A 19,461-nucleotide genomic window follows, 5' to 3' on the forward strand; every position below is an offset into this window, starting at 1 on the left:
GTTAGGAATAAACTTACCCATCCACGCTTTCACCCTATCGGGTACTCTCCGAGAAGCCTTACGGGTACGCAGTCCTTTCGGGCTGTCTCACAGTTTGATTACGATCTGTTACGACTATATCATAGTCATAACGATTTTGAGTAGCAAATGGATGATTTAGATACAAGAGAATGGTTGCTGACTAATGGCTTAGGAAGTTTTGCCAGTGGTACTGTTTCGGATATCCGTACACGAACCTACCACGGTTGGCTATTTGCATCGACAAATCCGCCTTCTGGACGCACCTTACTGCTGTCGCACCTAGAAGCTAGTTTAGAAGTCTCAGGAAAAGTCGTAGCATTGGGGACGAATATTTGGGGTACAGGTGAGATTGCACCCACTGGTTACAAGCTACTACGTTCTTTTGATGTTAACCCAGTACCTAAGTGGATTTGGGGTGAAGGAGACTGGCAATTAAGTAGGCAACTTGTGATGCCTTACGGTGTAGTGGAAAGTGGAGAAGAATGTGAACTCAAGGCTCAAGAATCTCAATTTCGCCATCGGTTATTAATTCACTATCGTTACGAAGGTAGAGAAACTGCCGTATTGAGACTGCGATTGCTAATTGCCGATCGCGACTTTCACCATCAACAAACCAATAGCCTAGATTTACAATTTTCCCAAGTCCTGGGTAACAAGCAAATCTACTTGCAAGCCATGAATTCTGGTAGTTTCGGCACACCTTGGCAGTTGCGGTGGTCGCAAGGAGAATATCAAGCCAATGCAGTTTGGTATTGGCGTTATGGCTTACCAGAAGAAACACAACGGGGATTAGGCGATCGCGAAGACCTCCACAGCCCTGGTTATTTGACAGTGACTCTCCAACCAGGAGACACAGTCACTCTAGAAGCACGGATGGGTTTTCCGGCTGAACTCACAGATTCCTTAACCAGCGACACCTTTGCCGAAGCCGTGGAAGCAGAGCAAGAAAGACTGTCTCAGGTTTTTGGTTGGGAATGGGGGGAAGATAGGAGCGATGGGGAAGAATCTTTCCATATTTCCTCCTCATCCCCACTTTGGCAGCAACTACTCAAAGCCGGGGATCAATTTATTGTCTATCGAGATTCCATTGCAGGCCCTACGGTAATTGCTGGTTATCACTGGTTTAATGATTGGGGACGTGATACGTTAATTGCCTTACCTGGTTTAGCTTTAGTACCCAAGCGTTTTGAATTAGCAAAAGGTCTGTTGCAAACCTTTGGGCGTTATTGCCGCCACGGTTTGATACCTAACGCTTTTCCTGATATTGACAGCGAACCATATTACAACAGTATTGATGCAGCCCTATGGTGGATTGAAACTTTAGGACTGTACCTGGAAGCTACCCAAGATTGGCAATTTTTGGCGGAACAGTTCCCCACTGTCCAGCAAATTTACAAAGCATATTTTGGTGGTACTCGCTACAATATCCAACTCGATGCGACTGATGGTCTGATTGGCTGGGATGCTCCAAATGTTGCCCTTACCTGGATGGATGCGGTAGTTGGGGGAGAGCCGATGACTCCTCGTCCAGGTAAAGCAGTGGAAATTAACGCTCTGTGGTATTCTGCTTTATGTTGGCTGAGTCAATGGGCTGAACGATTGAGTCAGATGGATTTGGGTGATTCTGTTCGTCTGGAAAAACAGGGGCGGCGTTATGCTCAACAAGCCCAACAGGTGAAAGCTTCTTTGCAAAAATTTTGGAATCCACAGCTTGGTTATTTGTACGACACCATCGATTTAGACGATCGCCGGAACGCACAAATTCGTCCCAACGCGATTTTAGCTTTGTCTTTACACCACTGCGGATTTTCCCAAAAACAGGGACAACAAATATTAGATTTGGCAACTTATCGCCTGTTAACCCCCTATGGTCTTCGTAGCCTCGATCCGGCAGATCCAGAATATATTGGCAGATATGAAGGCAATCCCGAAAAACGCGATCGCGCTTACCATCAAGGTACCGTTTGGACTTGGCTAATTGGGCCTTTTATCCGCGCTTGGCAGCGTTTTTACCCAGAACAACCATTGCCTTTTGATTGGCAACCTCTATTAGATCACTTTTTAAGTGATGCTTGTCTGGGTTCTATTTCCGAAATTTTTGATGGTGACCCTCCTCATAGAGCAAGAGGAGCCGTAGCACAGGCTTGGTCAGTCGCAGAAGTGATTCGCCATTTGCGGACGACATGATTTGTGTTTGGTTTGTGGAGATTGGTAATATTTAATCGGTCATTGGTAATAGCCAAAACTATTATCTTTGACACTCCCGAAGGCGATCGCCTTCCTGCTTACAAAGCTTTATATATTTATCCCGTCTTTAATGACTAGGAAGAAAAACTCTTGTATAGCTTAAATTTAGATATGGCTCAGGTCGGATTTGAACCAACGACCCCAGGCTTATGAGTCCCGTGCTCTAACCAACTGAGCTACTGAGCCTTGTTTTTCACACATTTCTTAATATAGCTGACAAATTTATTTTTGTCTAGCACTCTGAGAAATGAATTTTCTCTGGTTGCTTGATATAAGCCTCTAACTAGCGCGGTGGCGCACTAGCAAAATATAGGAGAAACACTTTTTCTCTTCCCCTATACCCTTACACCCTTGTTTTTCTTGAGAGTAAGCATAGTTTCTCTATTTCCACAATTGGGAGAAGATTTCCCCCTTGCTTCAGCCAGACGGTCAACCAAATCTAAAAACTGGCGTAGGCCAGGAGTTGAAATAGTGGACGTAGCAAGGGGTAGCATTATCAGCTTTGAGGTGAAGGTTGATTATTGCGTCTTTGCTGCCAGCGCTGACGGGCATTAGCTTTCAGCTCTTGTAATTTAGTTCGCTGTTCTGGGGTTAAAACTGCTTCCATTTGTTGTTGTGAAGTTTGGCGAATTGACCGGATTCTAGTTTTCTGGTCTTCAGTCAAATTTAATTCAGCAAAATTCTTCTTACCACCGCGCTGGCCGGCTTGTGGGCGTTGACCTTGTTGACGCTGCGCCTGACGTGCTTGGCGTGCGGCTTCCATTTTGGCTTTCTGTTCTGGGGTAAAAACTGCTTCAATTTGGGCGCGGCTATTACGGCCAATTTCTTGTATTCTGGCTTTCTGTTCGTTGCTTAATCCCAAACTTTCCCAAGGGCCTTTCTTTCCAGCCTGTGCGATTAATAACACAGAAGAAGAATTTGTTTGTGCTTGAACAGCGAAGGGGGTTGCGGTTAAGGTGAGCGCCAGCGCTCCAACTAATAGGGATAAGGGTTTGAGTTGCATTAGGTTCCTTGATGTGTTTTCCTGTGGGAATGTAACCATCTTAGAAACCCAAATCAACTATCCACATGAGGAGAAAGTCATGAATACACCCATGACTTTTGTCATGCTTCAAACCTGAGTCAAGTGACTGGTGGTCTGATAAAAAATAAAGTAAACATAGAGAACTAGTCAGAATCCAGAAGTCAGAATACAAAAGAATTGAAATAAGTTAAAAGTTTATATGGTTTGTGATGTTCTCACTATTGTCAATCCTGACTTATACATTCTTTGTCACTATATTTTGCAGTATAAACTATGGGTCAATATATTAAAGTTCATAACCACCCTTTCCGCTTTTTACTATATCTAGAATGGATATTGTTGGCAATATCTATTATCACATCGATATTGCCCTATCCCTCACCTAGATTTTCCAGTAGGTTTCCAGAAATTACGATTATTAGTCTCACAATTTTTGGATTAATGGGACTAAGATTACCTACTAGTAATAACCTAAATAAAATAGTTTATACTGCCTGTGAAATAATTTTAATTTTCATTACTGGACTATTTGAAGGGAGAGCAGCTCGAATGTTTCCCTTTCTCTACATCATTTTAGTGACTCGTAGTTGTTTAATCTTTAAGTTACCTGGACGGTTATCTGTCACTTTGATTTCGTTTAGTTTGTTTTTATTCACCTTAATAAATCGATTACCTCGTCCTCCACTTCCACTACAAGCTCAAGAGCGTTTTCGCTTTTTCACGCTGAGTTTGACACTTGTATTTGGCTTAAGCTTAATTTTCGTCTTGCTGTTAATGAATAGCTTATTATCAGAACGTCAGAGTCGAGAAGAACTAGCCGTTGCGAATGAAAAACTACGTCAATATGCTCTACGTATTGAAAACCAAGCAACTCTAGAAGAACGCAATCGCATTGCGCGGGAAATTCACGACTCTTTAGGTCATTCGCTCACAGCATTGAATTTACAATTAGAAACTGCGCTAAAACTTGCACAGTCTAATCCCAATAAAGCACAAACTTTTTTAGTTAGGGCAAAAGAGCTTGGTTCTAAAGCTTTACAAGATGTGAGAAATTCTGTTTCTACTATGCGATCTCATCCATTGCAGGACAAAACTTTAGAGCAAGCAATAGATATCATAGCAGAAGACTTTCAACAGAATACCGGGATTATATTAACTAGTAGTTTTAATCTTGATTATAAATTATCAACAGAAGTTAGTACAGCCATATATAGGATCATTCAAGAATCTTTAACTAATATTTCTAAGCACGCCAGAGCCACAGAAGTTATTTTAGAAATTTCTCTCAATCGAGGTAGCTTATCTTTGATAATTCGGGATAATGGTAGAGGGTTTGATATACAACAAAATACTACAGGTTTTGGATTACAAAGTATGCGCGATCGCACTTTGGCTTTAGGAGGAAAATTTGCCATCAATAGCGATGTTGGTTATGGTTGTCAAATTACAGTTGATATTCCTGCAAGCAGATTAATATGATTAAAGTTTTATTAGTAGATGATCAAAATCTGATCCGTCAAGGATTAAGAGCATTATTAGAGCTAGAATCTGATATAGAAATTGTGGGAGAGGCAGAAAATGGAAAAATCGCTATTGATTTGATTCCCCAATTCCATCCAGATGTAGTATTGATGGATATGCGAATGCCAATTATGGATGGAGTAGCTGCTACACAAGAAATTCAACGAAATTTCCCCAGTGTTAAAGTTCTAGTCCTCACAACTTTTGATGATGATGAATATGTCAAAGCGGCTTTACAAAATGGTGCAATGGGTTATTTACTCAAAGATACACCCTCAGAAGAATTAGCTGTGGCAATTCGTGCAGTCGAGAAAGGTTACACTCAACTAGGCCCAGGAATAGTCAAGAAACTCTTAGTGCAGTTTCAGTCTACACCAAACCACACGCCACCTGCGCCGACTAATTTAGCTGATCTTACGCCCAGAGAAAAAGAAGTTTTACGCTTAATTGCCGCAGGTGCAAATAACAAAGAAATTGCCCAGCAACTCTATATTTCCGAGGGGACAGTTAAAAATCATGTGACGAATATTTTAAATCGTTTGAGTTTGCGCGATCGCACTCAAGCCGCTATCATTGCCAATACCTATTTAAGTCATCTCAATGAACCTGAATAAAAGTGATTATCTGATTTCACGCAAACAAATTCAAACATTCCTGCCGAAGAATACCCTTAGTCACTTTGATGTTCCTAAAAGATTTGGCAATTACTTCTTCACAAGATATTTGGATTTGTGCTTGATTTGCTAAAATTAGATCTTGAATTGAAGCACCATATATAATCTCTGCAATACCACTCCAAACGCAGGCTGCGGCACACATGGGGCAAGGTTCACCGGTGGTATATATGCTATAACCTTCTAAGGAAAAGCTTTGCAATTGCGCGGTTAAACGGCGAACCACATTAATTTCTGCATGAGCAGAAGGATCATTGTCTCTACCAACAGTGTTGTGTGCAAATGCCACAACTTGGTCATCTTTGACAATTACCGCACCGTATGGCGCATCTCCTTTTTTTGCTTCGGCGATCGCTAGACGCATAAAATATTCTGGATTCATAATTATCTTGATATTTCAGTCAGATAGACGGTAAAAATACCATATTTAAGCAGATATCGTGAAGTATGTTACTGAGTAGACAACAAACTGAATTTTACTTAACAGACCTAGAAACACCATTAGGTAAAGCTATTAATTTGACAATTGCTGCCTTGGTTCTATTATCATCAGGCATCTTTGTCGCTCAAACCTACGCTATACCTGATTCTATTAGGTTGCAGTTGGATCAAATAGATACAGTTATATTGATAATTTTTGCAGTAGAGTATGTCCTCCGCCTTTGGAGTGCAGAAAATAAACTAAAGTATATATTTAGCTTTTATGCCATTATTGATTTAATAGCAATTATGCCATTTTTATTAGGCTTAGTAAATATTAGCTTTATTCGGATATTACGCTGGTTTAGAATTTTAAGATTAATTAGATTCATTGATAGTAAATTTTTATTTGGCAGTATTAGTTCCGAAGACGGGATAATTTTTATTCGCATACTGTTTACTTTGTTTACCATAATTTTTGTTTATTCTGGCTTAATTTATCAAGTAGAACATCCCGTAAATGCTCAAGTTTATAATACTTTTTTAGATGCCTTTTATTTCTCAGTGGTCACAATGACTACTGTAGGCTTTGGAGATTTAACTCCCATTTCAGAACTAGGTAGATTATTAACTGTATTGATGATTTTGACAGGTGTAGCCATCATTCCTTGGCAAGTAGGAGATTTAATTAGGCGCGTAGTCAAAACAGCCAATCAGGTAGAAACTGTATGTTTGAATTGTGGTCTAAAATTTCACGATCAGGATGCAGAGTTTTGTAAACGTTGCGGAACTAAATTACCCAGCCAAAAAATGGATTAACTCTAACCTATTAATCAAAAACCTCACCCATAAGACAGAAGTCATTGTAAATACACCAATCACACTAGTAATTAAGAGAGATTCGTGGTGCAAAACAATGATTAAATTGTCTAACCCTGCTCTCCACGAAGAACCTCGTCACCAGTCAGGCGCTATCATTCCTCTCAAACAAGAAGAATCTTTGCTGGATTGGTTACAAAGTACAGGTCGATTAGTTTCTTACCAACCTATTGACTACTATTACGAAGACGAGGTAGATGAAGAAGACGTGGAAGAGTTTGTAGATGCCTATAGTTTTGATGCAGAAGAAGTAGAGGATTTAGAAGAGTAGAAGCAAGTGCTGGCAATTTTTAGAAGTGAAGATTGAAGAATAAACCAGCGATCGCCATTTTACTGCGATCGCTTACCTCATCCCCACCAATCGTTGAGGCGCGCTAGTTTTCTGCCTGACAGATTTCCCAGTCAGCAATTCTACAACATCCATGCCATTCCCAATTACACCGGGAACACTAGGATATCCAGCACTAGCCCCCACCAAGAATAAGTTAGGTAACTCTGTTGTGTAACCCAAGCGATTTAACCCCACCTGTCTAGGGACTAATTTCGCACCGTAAATATTACCTTGTGGTTGTCCCAGATAATATTCGCTGGTTGTGGGTGTGCCGTAAACTTTCATCCTGATGTAATTATCTATATCTGGAACGATATCACGCACACTGTTCATGATTTGTCGGTAGATCTCACGCTTTTTAGCTTTATAGGCTGCCGAGTCGTTACTATGCAGATATGCAAAAGGTTCATAAGCACAAACAGTGGCAATTTCTAAAACATGATGCCCGGCTGGAGCCATTCCTGGTTCATGAGATTTCATCGTCGGACAAGAAAGGAAAATCCACGGATGACTGAAATCACCTTGCAATTGTTGGTGATATTCTCTATTTAAATCTCCCGTAGGATAATACCAAATGTTCCAGTTACCAATGCCGTAGCGTTGTGGATCAAAATTGTTATCTAAACCCAAGTAAATATTAAAAGCACTGGCAGAGTATTCATAATCGGTCAGTCGTCGCCGTTCTTTGTGGCTGATAGCTTCACTATCGTGCATCAACTCTACTGTTAATTTAGGGTCAAGGTCGCTGATATAGGCTTTGGTGGCGCGATAGATTTTGCCATCAGCAATGACAGTATGAACTTTGCCACCACTAACTTGAATATGATTAACCGTCGTAGCATAAGCAATGACACCACCACCGGCGGTAATTGTCTCAACAATGGTATCAACCAAGTGCTTAAAGTGATATTTGGGATAATAAGCACCTTCAGAATAATCCCAAACCAGAGAAGTATGGGTCAGTAAAGCAATTTCTGCGGGTGGTAGTGCATAGTCGCCACTTTGTCCAGCCAGCACAGCTTGGAGTTTGGGCGATAACCCGGCATAGTTATACAAGTCTTGCAGAGTCCAATTGCGCTTTTTAAAAAGATTAAAATACTTAGGTAACTTTAACCAGTCAGATAGCTTTTGGTCAAACCAACGAATTTCTTGCGCTAAATTACGGATTTCTTGATGAAGTTGTTGAATTTCGTTGCAGTAGCGGTTAATAGCATTGGTTTCTTCAGGAAAGGTAGAAAGCAAACGATAGCGTAAACTTTCCCATCCCAAGGGAATTCTAAAATCTGCTTCTGGGGTGATGATGCGATCTATGCAGTCGGGGTCAAGGCTATTAAAAGGGACATCTTGACCAATATAGTAGAGAAATTGAGCGATCGCCTGGCCATGGCCACATTGAGAAACATAATGCACATCCGCACAAAAACTATATTCGCCGTAATCAAAAGTGTGACAACAGCCACCAGGTAAATAGTGTTTTTCTAAAACTGCCACATTATATCCTTGGCGAGTTAAACAAGCAGCCGTTGCTAATCCACCCAAACCAGATCCGAGAATTACATAATCAAAGATTTCCATATTCTCCCCCTCTGAAATCTTGATTGCTCTTAATTTCATCAATATTCTTGTTAAAACTTCTTATAATATGGTTACTGTTTTTGCAATTTTCATCCAATAGTACTGAGAAACCGGAAAAACATTAAATATCAGAGTCGATATTTAGTCTAGTTTGCATTGAGAAGACGAGAATTAAGCTAACTAGACTGTTTATTTTCCTCTCACTTAGTTATAGTTAAGGTATCTAAAGAGGATGATTGCATTTTCCATCTTGAAGAATCTGTAACTAATTACTACTAATCAAACTCAGTACTTTTATCTATGACTGATATTTTTTAGTCTATCTAACATCTCAAAATTCCTGGGAAACTATTTGTTTTTCTTAACACAACCCAAATTTTTTACGTACTTGTTTTAACATAGTTATGACTTACACACGAAAAAGAAAAATCAAGGGTTTTGATCAGGATGTAGAGGTTAAGGGTGTAGGGGTGTAGGGGTGTAAGGGTTTTAAACACTTACACTCTTAGACAAACTGGGTGTGTAAGTCCTAATAGTGATTGAAACCATATTTGCAATAGTAGGCTATGGTCGAAGGAATCCCGTCCCTCAGAAAGACTACGCTAACACATCCCATGAAAAGGATTCACTACTTACAATTTAGTCTGATTATCACTTATAAATTCCTTGCCATTTGCCATACTTGAGCAAATTTTCAAATATTTTGAACTATGGTTATGATAGAGATAGAAACATTACAATTTACTAAAAAATACAGATTAAATTCTCTTTTAATCACGGATAATAGCAGTATTTAGACTTTCAGTAAACTGCACAGACGATTATAATTTATAATCCTGAAAATATCATATTACATCGTTTTTAACTATATTCATAGTGGTATATATTAGTATTCATGATCTGCACCCATAGCCAGAATTTTTATGATTCATGTTCTTAAACAAATATATTGCTGAGAATATGTCTTCAAACTATATCCAAGGATATAGTTTTCAGCTTACTGAGCAAAACTATTGACAGAGATAGCTAAAACTTTATTTTGTTAAACATATAATTGAAGCACTAAAAAAGGTTCATCTCGAATCAAACACCGAGGTATCAATGTTACATACGCATATAATAGTAATCAATATTTATAGCATATGCCTAATTTATTAGTGCTAAATATGTTATGTGATACAACCATCAATCTTTTTGTGTCCACAGTACCAAATAAATACCAAATAAAACCCAAATTAGCAAATATATAAATAAGGTTAAATAATATGTTCACTGAGGTAATAAATCAACACAAGATAACGGCAAATAATCACATTCGGTCTGTGAATATAACTGAATCTCAACAAAAAAACACTCAAACTAATAGTATAGATTTTCCAGATATAGCTGTTTCTTTAACTCCTGTTGGATTAGTTTTTAGTTGGGTAATTTTTTTTATAATTTTACGAAAAATCCGTTCTATCATAGAAAATAAGATGGTTTTTACAGTGAAAGGGTTACATCAATTACCTTGTAAAAACTGCCAATATTATTGCAATAATCATTATCTTAAATGTGCAGTACAGCCCTCCATTGTACTCACAGATGAAGCAAAAAACTGTTCTGAATATTTACCCAAAAACGACAAATTTGATTCCAAACATTTTTTTTAATAGCTTCTGATAATTACAGAAGATATAAGAAAAAGGTAATAGATAATATAACAATTACCCATTACCAAATTATCATACCTTTTAGGTGATGATTTTAACCTATGTTATTTCTGCTTTTGCCGTTTTAATAAAATGCCAAATCCCATAACCAACGGTAAGCCAATAATAGAAGAGCCTTCCGGAACAGTGATAGATTGTTGCTGCAACAATGGTGGTAAAACTTGTGTTAGTGCTAGAGCAGTTATTTCTGAGTTTCGTGTGGAACCTTTGCGAAACTGAAGATTAATGGCTTCAAAAGTCACAGGACTTTCAATCAACCCATTAGCATCTATCCAATCTGAAGCTTTAATTGTAAGTGGGGAAGACATTAACGTTGACTTGGGATCAAAAATTTTCCAAGCAGTCTGAGCAATATCCCAATACGATAAAGAAGCTTCGTATGAGGTTGAACTCACCTTACTTACTCTCAAGCGGAAATCTGTTGGCTGACCTGCTGGAAGGTTTAATCGCGTTGATGCAGGTGAGTAGTTACTAATCGGATCGAAACCGGGATCTACATAAACTTGATGATAAGTGTCTGCAACATTGGTAGGATTACGCGGTCTCATTGCGACTTTAAGTTCAGCATTTTCATCAACTATTGAACTACCGCTCGGACAGGGTGGTGTACCGACAATCGTATTGCTTGAACTGTTGTAACATACAGGAGCATTATCAACATACTGCAAACCAACATAATACTTGTCATTTTCTCTGTGAGCATTTGTGCTAGGAAAAATTCCACTCCAGTATAAAGAAACGGGCCCTAAATCTAAATTTACACGATTATTTAGAGAATAAGAGGCAGTACCCCAAGCTGAAGTACCGACAATTTTACCGGCATTAATAGTTGTTCCACTTAATGACCAGCCGTCGCTGTTATCAAAATCTGTCTTGAAAATTTCTGTCTCGTTGGCATCATAGCTAAATTGCCCTAATGCTTTAGTTGGTAAAGTTATCAATCCTAGTAATGTTAAAAGTAAACCTAAACTAATACTTTTGTAAGTAAACATTTCCCCTCACTACATGATTTAGGATAGACTTAGCCAGTGATCAAGCGAATTGATAAAGCTCGCCAAAAAATAAGACAGTTCATCTCCAATAGCCCCAGCATAGGCCTACGCTAAAGTGCTTGCTAATTCAACAATCCAGGCGATGACTGGGTTTTTAGCTAGGAATTTGCTTTCTTTTTTGGCGCGTTAGTATAATTACTGATATTCAAACACAGTAGATTCTAATATTACAGTTGTATTTTTACAAGTAAAGCTACTTATTTAATATAAAAAACTGAGTTTTTTTAAATTTACTATAAAGTATCATCCACATTGTTCAATTAATGATTTTATGTGTATCTATCCTATGAATCTCAAAAGCATAATGTTTGACTGAGAAACCTGCCTAATATGTAGCAGATAACGGCTTGATATGAAGCTGGTTAAATATTTTTATCAACAGCGTTACAACACCTTATTATTAGGCGCTCAAAAATAAAAATATCAATATATGCGGATATATTAAGAGGCAATGACCTATAATCTACGGGCAAGCATCGCGCAAACAAAATAATGAAATTTCCCAGTCAGAGACTGGGAGTGAGGGGACAAATCTTAAGAAACTTTCGCTTCTAAGGATTTAAGTAACTCAGTATTGACACCAGATTCACGAGTCAGGGCGATTTTACCAGTACGGGCGATTTCCCTGATACCAAACTTTTGTAGCACCTGGACGATCGCCACCATTTTACCAGGGTCGCCGACCACTTCCAAAGTTAAAGAATCTTCCGCTACATCGACTACTCGCGCCCGGAAAATTTGAGCTAGTTCAATGACTTCTGAACGGTTGCTGCTAGTGGCGTTCACCTTCAGGAGCATCAATTCTCTCTCCACACAAGGAGTTTCAGTTATATCCTGTACTTTGAGAACGTTAACGAGCTTGTATAGTTGTTTGGTAAGTTGTTCAATCACGCGATCGTCACCAGGCACAACCATAGTAATGCGGGAAACCCCGCCCTCTTCCCCCGAACCAACAGCCAGGCTTTCTATATTAAAGCCACGACGAGCAAATAAACTAGCAATGCGGGACAGAACTCCCGCCTCATCTTCTACCAGAACTGAAAGAGTATGTTTCATCTTTGCCAACACAGGCTCAGACAACATATAACTAACCCGAATGTTAGCTAACAGCTGCCCTACACGTACTGCTTACTAGGTGAATAGGTTATAAATCTTATACTTTATTTTAAACTTAATCCCTGCATTCCTGAAATCTTCTATAAAAAAGTTATGTCTAAATCATTCCAAAAGCAGAAGTCATTTGGAGAATATATCTTTTGATCGGCAGATGTACATTATTTATCAACATCTTATTTTGAGAATATTGTCACCATTAAATCAGGAGAAAGACATTTATGGGTTGGTTAAAAAGACTTTTTGGCATGGAAAAACCTCAAAATGCCCAGGTAAATCCAACTCCGCAAGTATCCTCAGCCTCCACTACTGCTAATGCACCTACGGCTACCCAATCAATTCCACCAGAACGTTTAGGGTTAAACGGCGAATACGACCAAAGTGGTTTAGCAAAGCGAGTAGCACTGGCATTTGATCAAGACCAGCAACTTGATGATATGAATTCTTTGTGGGTTGCTCAAACTGGTAGCACCGTCGTTCTAAAAGGTTCGGTTCCCAGCCAAGACATTCTCAATAAAATGATTTCTGTGGCGCAGTCCGTACATGGCACCACAAACGTTGATACCAACCAAGTCAATATTGGCTAAAGACTAGCAATTTTTGTCATTTCTGGGAGATAACTAGATTTTAGTAATCTCCCAAGGACTTATCCATCCATGCCAAAATCGCCTTGTTTACCTGTTCTGGGCATTCATCATGGGGACAATGCCCTACATCGTCTAGGTTGAGCAATTGCAACTTTTCGTTGTATTGAGCGAATTGGTTAGCCAAAATCGGCGGAACAAACCTATCTTTGTTTCCCCAAATCAACAGCATGGGAATTTGTAGAGTTGGCAATATAGCTTTGACACTAGGACTAAAGTTAACACCGATCGCCGCTTTAAACAAAGCACTAAAAGCACGGGCTGAACCCCTATCCTGGGGAGGCCCAGCTAAAATATCCACCAGCTCGTCGGTGATGGCTGCGGGATTGGCGTAAGCAATACCAGCCCAACGGCGGAGAATGCTGGGACGGCGCACGAAATAAAACACTGGCTTTAAAAATATTGGAGAAGCGACAATATTTTTGATTGTCGTGACTACAGGCCTTAAAAAAGGTGGAATCATTTCTTGCTCTAATGATGGGTCTGGTAAACTCATCATCACAATCCCCTTAACCATATCGGGGTGAGCCGCCGCCGCCGCTAAAGAAATCAAAGAACCATTAGAATTTCCAATCAATACCACTGGTTGACGGATAAAAGCTCGCCAAAAATCGTAAACTTGCTCCACCCAAAGTTCAATACTGTAATTTGCAGGGGCTTTTTCCGAACCACCAAAACCAAGCATATCCAGCGCATAGACTGTATGAGATTCGCCCAAAACCTCCAAATTATGTCGCCAATGACCAATAGAAGCACCAAAACCGTGCAGTAAAATTAGAGGGGTTTTTTCCTGGCCTTCTTGGCTAGGACGAATGTAAGTATAACGAGTCCGCCACCCCCGCCAAACCCAATCTCGTTGATTCCCTACCCGTTCCCGCCAGTGTACCGTCATGGTCACAATTCCTTAGTGATTAATTTCTATCTTAAAGGGGGGTGTAAGGGTATAGGGGAGCCAGTTGCGTGGTGAGGCAGTCCGGTCTTGGGGGTTTCCCCCAGGAGGAATTGCCGAAAGGGTCTCCCGACTTGAGCAAACTGGCGTGTGTGGGGGTGTGGGGGATAACTATAATTTTTCCATTAAAAAAGAATTGTTACAATAGTTAACTATTCTCTAGATTGTGTGATTTAAATTAACGATCATAGAGAAGCTCTCTCAGAATGAGTAAAATAACAAATACAGAAACCAAATAAACTATTTTATGGACTAGCTACCTCAAAACTATAGACTCCTTCTGAAATTCTCAGTTATTTTAGTATTGTGCTGCTTAGGCAGACCAATCAAAACAAAGCAATCAAGTCCACATTACATTACTTAACAAAGAAGCTCCCACAAATCATAATGCCTGTGATTGAGAAAAAAAGAACTCGCGATCTGCCCCAAATTAACGAACGGATCCGCTTCCCGAAAATTCGAGTCATTGACACTGATGGTTCCCAGCTAGGAATTCTAACTCCACAGGAAGCGCTGCAACTAGCAGAGGAGAAGGAGCTGGATCTAGTGCTACTCAGTGACAAGGCCGACCCGCCGGTGTGTCGGATTATGGATTACGGGAAATACAAGTTCGAGCAGGAGAAGAAGGCGCGGGAAGCTCGAAAGAAACAGCACACGGCTGATGTGAAAGAAGTGAAGATGCGCTACAAAATCGAGGAACACGACTACAATGTCCGTGTTAAGCAAGCAGAACGCTTCTTGAAAGATGGTGATAAAGTCAAAGCAACTGTGATGTTCCGGGGTCGAGAGATTCAACACAGTGACCTGGCAGAAGATTTACTGAAGCGAATGGCAACGGATCTGGAACCGTTTGGTGAAGTGCAACAAGCACCCAAAAAAGAAGGGCGAAACATGATGATGCTCATCTCGCCTAAGAAGTAATACCCTAAGTATTCTTGTAACCAAGTAATCCACCACTGAAAATATCAAAACGGCTTCACCGTCGTTGAAATTAATTGCAATTTGATAGTCCTGAACTCTGAGTGGGAAACATAATACTCAGTTGTTCAGGACTTTTGCCATTTTGGGGATTGGTGAGCAATTATTAATTTTGAATTTTGAATTTTGAATTTTGAATTGATTGCTCCCCACTGGAAGGTGAAGATACCAGAAAGTAAAACATGGAATTGAAAAATTACTCGTTGGCGGCAAATCCAAGTTGGCTGGCACAACTTTTAAAATGGGTGAATCTACGACCAGAGGAAGGCGAACGGACTTGGATGATGTTTGCCTTTTACACGACTGTATCTGTGGGGTTGCGATGGGCTGAGGATAGTACAGTAGCACTATTTTTGGATGAATATGGCGCTGGGCCGTTGCCTTGGATGTATATTGCCAGTGCGGTTATGGGTATGGCGCTGGTTTTTGTCTATTCTTGGTTGCAAAAGATTTTTCCTTTGCGCTGGGTGGTGGTGGCGATCGCACCTTGTATGGTCGTGCCATTAATCTTGTTAGTATTATTACGCTGGGGCATCCATCTTTCTTACTTTTCAGTCATTGTTGTATTTTTACTACGGTTGTGGGTAGATTCCCTTTATGTAGTTAATGATCTAAATACTTCCATTGTTGCTAACCAATTATTTAATATTCGAGAAATTAAGCGCACTTACCCACTGATTAGTAGCGGATTATTAGTGGCTGATGTGATCAGTGGCTTTAGTTTGCCTTGGTTGCTGGAGTTCGCCAAACTCAACCGCGTGATTATGATCGCCTGTGGAGTGATTATGATTGGCTCGGCAATTCTCTGCTATTTAAGTTATCAGTATCGCAGTTCTTTTCCCGAAGCACCACAGCGCCTAATTCCTCAAGAACAAGCCTCTCGGCATCGGCGTATCCAAGCACCACTCAAGCGTTATACTTTACAGCTATTTGCCTTTGTTGGGCTGTTACAAATTATTGGTTTATTAGTTGATTTTCAATATCTCCAAGAACTAAAAATCAACTTAGGCGATCGCGAACTAGCAGGCTTTTTAGGTATATTTGGTGGGATTGTTGGCTTGTGTGAATTAGGAACTCAGTGGTTCGTTTCCAGCCGCTTGATCGAACGCTTTGGAGTGTTCTTTACTGCTGCACTTTTGCCTGTGGCTGTAGGCTTTGTCGTTCCTGGGATGATTGTTGTACTTTACTTACTACCAGGAATACAATCACTGGCATTTTTCTGGGGATTAGTCGGGTTGAAGTTCTTTGATGAACTGCTACGCTACACCTTCGTTATTAGTAGTGGGCCGTCACTATATCAACCGATACCAGAACGCATTCGTAGCCGGATGCAGGCATTATCAGGAGGAACGGCGGAAGCGATCGCCACTGGTACTGCTGGTATCATCATTGTGATTACCTTGTTTGTGTGTGGGTTATTTGTACCTGCAACAATGCAAAAGTGGGTGTTTATCTGCGAAACAATGGTAGTAGCCGTTGCCTGCTTGAAGGTAGTATGGTTATTGCGATCGCGTTATGTTGATTTGTTAGTCTTGAGCGCCGATAGAGGCGAACTAAGTGCCTCTAATGTGGGTTTACGTGCCTTTAAACAAGGGGTAGTCAAAGCTTTAGAAGAAAAGGGCAACACCGCAGATAAACACTCATGTATTGAATTATTAGCCCAAATTGACCCCCAAGGGGCAGCAGATGTTCTCTCACCAATTTTATTTAAGCTAACGCCAGATTTACAACGCCATAGTTTAGAGGTGATGCTAGGGGCTGATGCTAATCCCACCCATGTATCGGAAGTAAAATGGTTGTTAGAGCGTCATCCAGACAATGTTAATCCCGAAGTTTTTGCCCTAGCATTACGTTATGTTTGGCTAGCTGACCCCAATCCCAATTTAAGCCAACTGGAAGAATACCTCAACCAGCGCCACCACTCATTAACTCGCGCCACAGCTGCGGCTTTGCTATTGCGTCAGGGAACACCAATCCAAAAAGTAGCCGCCACCAAGACTTTAAGCCGGATGCTAACCCATAAGCAGGAACGAGAACGGGTTAATGGTGTCAAAGCCCTCCGAGAAGTGGTTTATTTACAGACGTTACGGATTCATATTCCTAATTTGTTACAGGATGAATCCTTAAGGGTGCGTTGTGCTGTCTTAGAAATGATTGCTGCAACACGCATGGAAGAATACTATTCCTCACTGCTGACAGCACTTTATTACAAATCAACCCGTGCTACCGCCATGCGTGCCTTAATCAAAATGGAGAATGAAGCATTGGATATGCTGTTACAACTGGCTACCAATGCCCATAAGCCAGAAGTATTAAGGATGTATGCTTGGCGTACCATAGGACAAATTTCTACTACAGAAGCTGTAGAGACTTTATGGTTGCAGTTGGAATCTTCTTGGGGTGCTACCAGGTACCATATTCTGCGTAGCTTGTTGAAAATTCAGAAACAATCAGAAATTACCAATTTAGTAGATAGGTTTCAACACAGTCGGGTAGAAAGTCTCATTGATCAGGAATTACGATTTTTGGGTGAGATTTATGCAGCTTATATAGACTTACGGCCACAATTAAATTTAGATAATAATCAAACAAATTCCAGAGCTTTGATTGTTGCGGATTTACTCCAACGTGCCTTGGCAGAAATGGAATGGGATATTCGGGAACGTTTATTATTATTATTAAAATTACTGTATTCACCAGATAAAATGCAGGCAGCCGCTTTTAATTTGCGGTCTGAATCGATGGTGAATTTAGCACGAGGATTGGAAATATTAGAACATACAGTAAATTTGCCCAGAAAATCATTGTTGTTAAATCTCTTAGATAAGCGATCGCACCAAGAAAAGCTGCATGATCTTTTAGAGGCAGAATTCACAGAATATCAACCGTTGTCAGCTAGTGAAAGATTGCGGAAGATGCTGACTTTAGGCACTTTTCTCTCTGATTGGTGCTTGGCTTGCTGTTTTCATTTTGCCCAGGTTAACCGGATTCGTTTGACAATTAACGAAATTCTGATGGCTTTGCGTCATCCTACGGGCTTTGTACGGGAAGCGGCGATCGCTTATTTGAGTGTGGTTTCACATCGCGTCCTCTTAGAACTTCTGCCCAAATTAAAAAAAGATTCTCATCCCCTAGTAGCAGCACAAATTCAGGAATTGATCAAAAAATCCGCCATCAAAATTAATCAATAAACTCAATCAGTAGGGAGAATTCGTAATTCTGTCAGCTACTAAGGCTCAGAACTTTTCACTTCTTCAACTTGACCAACTTCAAAAATCAAGGTGAATGGTTGTCCCATTTCTCGCTCGACAAATTCTTCTAGTAGCTTTACTTGTCGGGGTGTAACCGGGTCATTGGCTCGCACACTCAGCCGTACTTCCGGAGGATTAACTAACCAGTTGGTACTACTTCTAAATAATTGTAGGCGTTGAAAGGTGACAGTACGATTTAATAATGCTCTACGTAAACTGGTTTCTAATTGCGTCTGTCGTACAAGTCGAGCAAAGCTCACACCTAAAGGAATAACCAGAATAGCTGTTAGTACTAAAGTCCAAACGATGGGGCGACGTGCTTGGCTCATAGAAGTATAGCCTGCTGCCAAAAATGTCACCATACAGGAGAGGGTAATACCGAGTAGATTGGTGAGGTAGAGTAAGGTTGCGCCCAAACTGAGTGCGAAATCTGCCTTTGCTAAACCCAGACCAATTACGCATATAGGAGGCATGAGAGCTACTGCGATCGCTGTACCTGCTAAACTACCAGAAATTTTTGACTCAACTTTGGCATAAGCACTAATAGCACCAGCCGCGACGGCAATACCTAAGTCTAATAGAGTTGGTTCGGAACGAGCCAAGACTTCACTACCATAATCAGGTAGTCCCACTATTAAACCCAAAGAGAAAGCGATCGCCAGCGCTAATAATGTACCTAACGCTACTGAGATTACACCTTGGCGGAATAAGCCAATATCACCTTGCAAAGCACCAAAAGCTAATCCGCGAATGGGCAACATCAGAGGAGCGATAATCATCGCACCGATAATGACAGCGCTACTATTTGACAATAGACCAAAAGTAGCGATCGCACAGGAACCAACTATTAGTGCGATATAAGATATATCTAAAATTGACTCTTTAAATAAATCTACTTGTAACTGTTGTAGTTGTTCTGGCTGTCTTTGTTTGCGCCTGAAGTTCTGAAAGCGGTCTCGAATGTTAATACCCAAGAGCTTCCTCCTTCTTGTGGAATAAACTGGCAAATATTCGCGGCTTGATGATTAAAATCTTATATTCAGCCGATGTTATCTGGATATCATACTTGG

At 40.4% G+C, this 19,461-nt stretch carries 17 protein-coding genes and 1 tRNA gene; 10 read left to right on the forward strand and 8 right to left on the reverse strand.

Features of this window, described 5'->3' with window-relative positions:
- Positions 1–147 precede the first annotated feature (147 nt).
- Positions 148–2,208, forward strand: a complete 2,061-nt coding sequence (locus GSQ19_RS15435; protein ID WP_011318818.1) for an amylo-alpha-1,6-glucosidase — start codon at positions 148–150, stop codon at positions 2,206–2,208.
- Between the two features lie 3 nt (positions 2,209–2,211).
- On the forward strand, positions 2,212–2,346 hold the full coding sequence (locus tag GSQ19_RS30270) for a hypothetical protein (RefSeq protein WP_255449082.1): 135 nt from the start codon (positions 2,212–2,214) through the stop codon (positions 2,344–2,346).
- A 34-nt stretch (positions 2,347–2,380) separates the two neighbouring features.
- On the opposite strand, the gene GSQ19_RS15440 is transcribed toward GSQ19_RS30270, so the two are convergent.
- Both GSQ19_RS15440 and GSQ19_RS15445 read right to left on the reverse strand, forming a co-directional pair.
- Positions 2,381–2,454: transfer RNA gene (locus GSQ19_RS15440), tRNA-Met, on the reverse strand.
- A gap of 310 nt (positions 2,455–2,764) precedes the next feature.
- Positions 2,765–3,271 carry a pilus assembly protein gene (locus GSQ19_RS15445; RefSeq protein ID WP_041456187.1) on the reverse strand — a complete coding sequence of 169 codons (507 nt, stop codon included), beginning with the start codon at positions 3,269–3,271 and terminating at the stop codon, positions 2,765–2,767.
- A 294-nt stretch (positions 3,272–3,565) separates the two neighbouring features.
- Between GSQ19_RS15445 and GSQ19_RS15450 the strand changes: the two genes are divergently transcribed.
- Positions 3,566–4,771, forward strand: a complete 1,206-nt coding sequence (locus GSQ19_RS15450; protein ID WP_011318820.1) for a sensor histidine kinase — start codon at positions 3,566–3,568, stop codon at positions 4,769–4,771.
- Positions 4,768–5,427, forward strand: coding sequence for a response regulator (locus tag GSQ19_RS15455; RefSeq protein WP_011318821.1), 660 nt, complete (start codon positions 4,768–4,770; stop codon positions 5,425–5,427). Before GSQ19_RS15450 ends, GSQ19_RS15455 begins: the two co-directional genes overlap by 4 nt.
- A 16-nt stretch (positions 5,428–5,443) precedes the next feature.
- Here the strand turns inward: GSQ19_RS15455 and GSQ19_RS15460 are convergent, their stop codons facing one another.
- Positions 5,444–5,869 carry a nucleoside deaminase gene (locus GSQ19_RS15460; RefSeq protein WP_011318822.1) on the reverse strand — a complete coding sequence of 142 codons (426 nt, stop codon included), beginning with the start codon at positions 5,867–5,869 and terminating at the stop codon, positions 5,444–5,446.
- Between the two features lie 65 nt (positions 5,870–5,934).
- On the opposite strand from GSQ19_RS15460, the gene GSQ19_RS15465 reads away from it, so the two are divergent.
- Positions 5,935–6,726: an ion transporter gene (locus GSQ19_RS15465; RefSeq protein WP_011318823.1), complete on the forward strand. Its 792-nt coding sequence runs from the start codon at positions 5,935–5,937 to the stop codon at positions 6,724–6,726.
- 97 nt (positions 6,727–6,823) lie between these two features.
- Positions 6,824–7,057, forward strand: a complete 234-nt coding sequence (locus GSQ19_RS15470) for a DUF3134 family protein (protein ID WP_011318824.1) — start codon at positions 6,824–6,826, stop codon at positions 7,055–7,057.
- A gap of 72 nt (positions 7,058–7,129) precedes the next feature.
- Here the strand turns inward: GSQ19_RS15470 and GSQ19_RS15475 are convergent, their stop codons facing one another.
- On the reverse strand, positions 7,130–8,692 hold the full coding sequence (locus tag GSQ19_RS15475; RefSeq protein ID WP_011318825.1) for a phytoene desaturase family protein: 1,563 nt from the start codon (positions 8,690–8,692) through the stop codon (positions 7,130–7,132).
- 1,265 nt (positions 8,693–9,957) lie between these two features.
- On the opposite strand from GSQ19_RS15475, the gene GSQ19_RS15480 reads away from it, so the two are divergent.
- Entirely contained in the window at positions 9,958–10,344 is a 387-nt protein-coding gene (locus GSQ19_RS15480; RefSeq protein ID WP_011318826.1) for a hypothetical protein, read from the forward strand.
- A gap of 104 nt (positions 10,345–10,448) precedes the next feature.
- Here the strand turns inward: GSQ19_RS15480 and GSQ19_RS15485 are convergent, their stop codons facing one another.
- On the reverse strand, positions 10,449–11,396 hold the full coding sequence (locus GSQ19_RS15485) for a PEP-CTERM sorting domain-containing protein (protein ID WP_011318827.1): 948 nt from the start codon (positions 11,394–11,396) through the stop codon (positions 10,449–10,451).
- A gap of 594 nt (positions 11,397–11,990) precedes the next feature.
- Positions 11,991–12,512: an acetolactate synthase small subunit gene (gene ilvN / locus GSQ19_RS15490; protein ID WP_041456726.1), complete on the reverse strand. Its 522-nt coding sequence runs from the start codon at positions 12,510–12,512 to the stop codon at positions 11,991–11,993.
- Positions 12,513–12,790: 278 nt separating this feature from the next.
- Here ilvN and GSQ19_RS15495 point away from each other — a divergent pair, with 278 nt between their 5' ends.
- Complete coding sequence (locus tag GSQ19_RS15495) at positions 12,791–13,156, forward strand: BON domain-containing protein (protein WP_011318828.1); 366 nt, start codon at positions 12,791–12,793, stop codon at positions 13,154–13,156.
- Positions 13,157–13,196: 40 nt separating this feature from the next.
- On the opposite strand, the gene GSQ19_RS15500 is transcribed toward GSQ19_RS15495, so the two are convergent.
- Positions 13,197–14,111, reverse strand: a complete 915-nt coding sequence (locus GSQ19_RS15500) for an alpha/beta fold hydrolase (protein WP_041456190.1) — start codon at positions 14,109–14,111, stop codon at positions 13,197–13,199.
- 438 nt (positions 14,112–14,549) lie between these two features.
- Between GSQ19_RS15500 and infC the strand changes: the two genes are divergently transcribed.
- Positions 14,550–15,083 carry a translation initiation factor IF-3 gene (gene infC / locus GSQ19_RS15505; RefSeq protein WP_011318830.1) on the forward strand — a complete coding sequence of 178 codons (534 nt, stop codon included), beginning with the start codon at positions 14,550–14,552 and terminating at the stop codon, positions 15,081–15,083.
- Positions 15,084–15,322: 239 nt separating this feature from the next.
- Entirely contained in the window at positions 15,323–18,331 is a 3,009-nt protein-coding gene (locus GSQ19_RS15510) for a hypothetical protein (protein WP_011318831.1), read from the forward strand.
- Positions 18,332–18,369: 38 nt separating this feature from the next.
- Here GSQ19_RS15510 and GSQ19_RS15515 read toward each other — a convergent pair whose 3' ends face one another.
- Positions 18,370–19,365, reverse strand: coding sequence for a DUF389 domain-containing protein (locus GSQ19_RS15515; protein ID WP_011318832.1), 996 nt, complete (start codon positions 19,363–19,365; stop codon positions 18,370–18,372).
- Positions 19,366–19,461 lie beyond the last annotated feature (96 nt).

It is taken from the genome of Trichormus variabilis 0441, from assembly GCF_009856605.1.
GTDB lineage: Bacteria > Cyanobacteriota > Cyanobacteriia > Cyanobacteriales > Nostocaceae > Trichormus > Trichormus variabilis.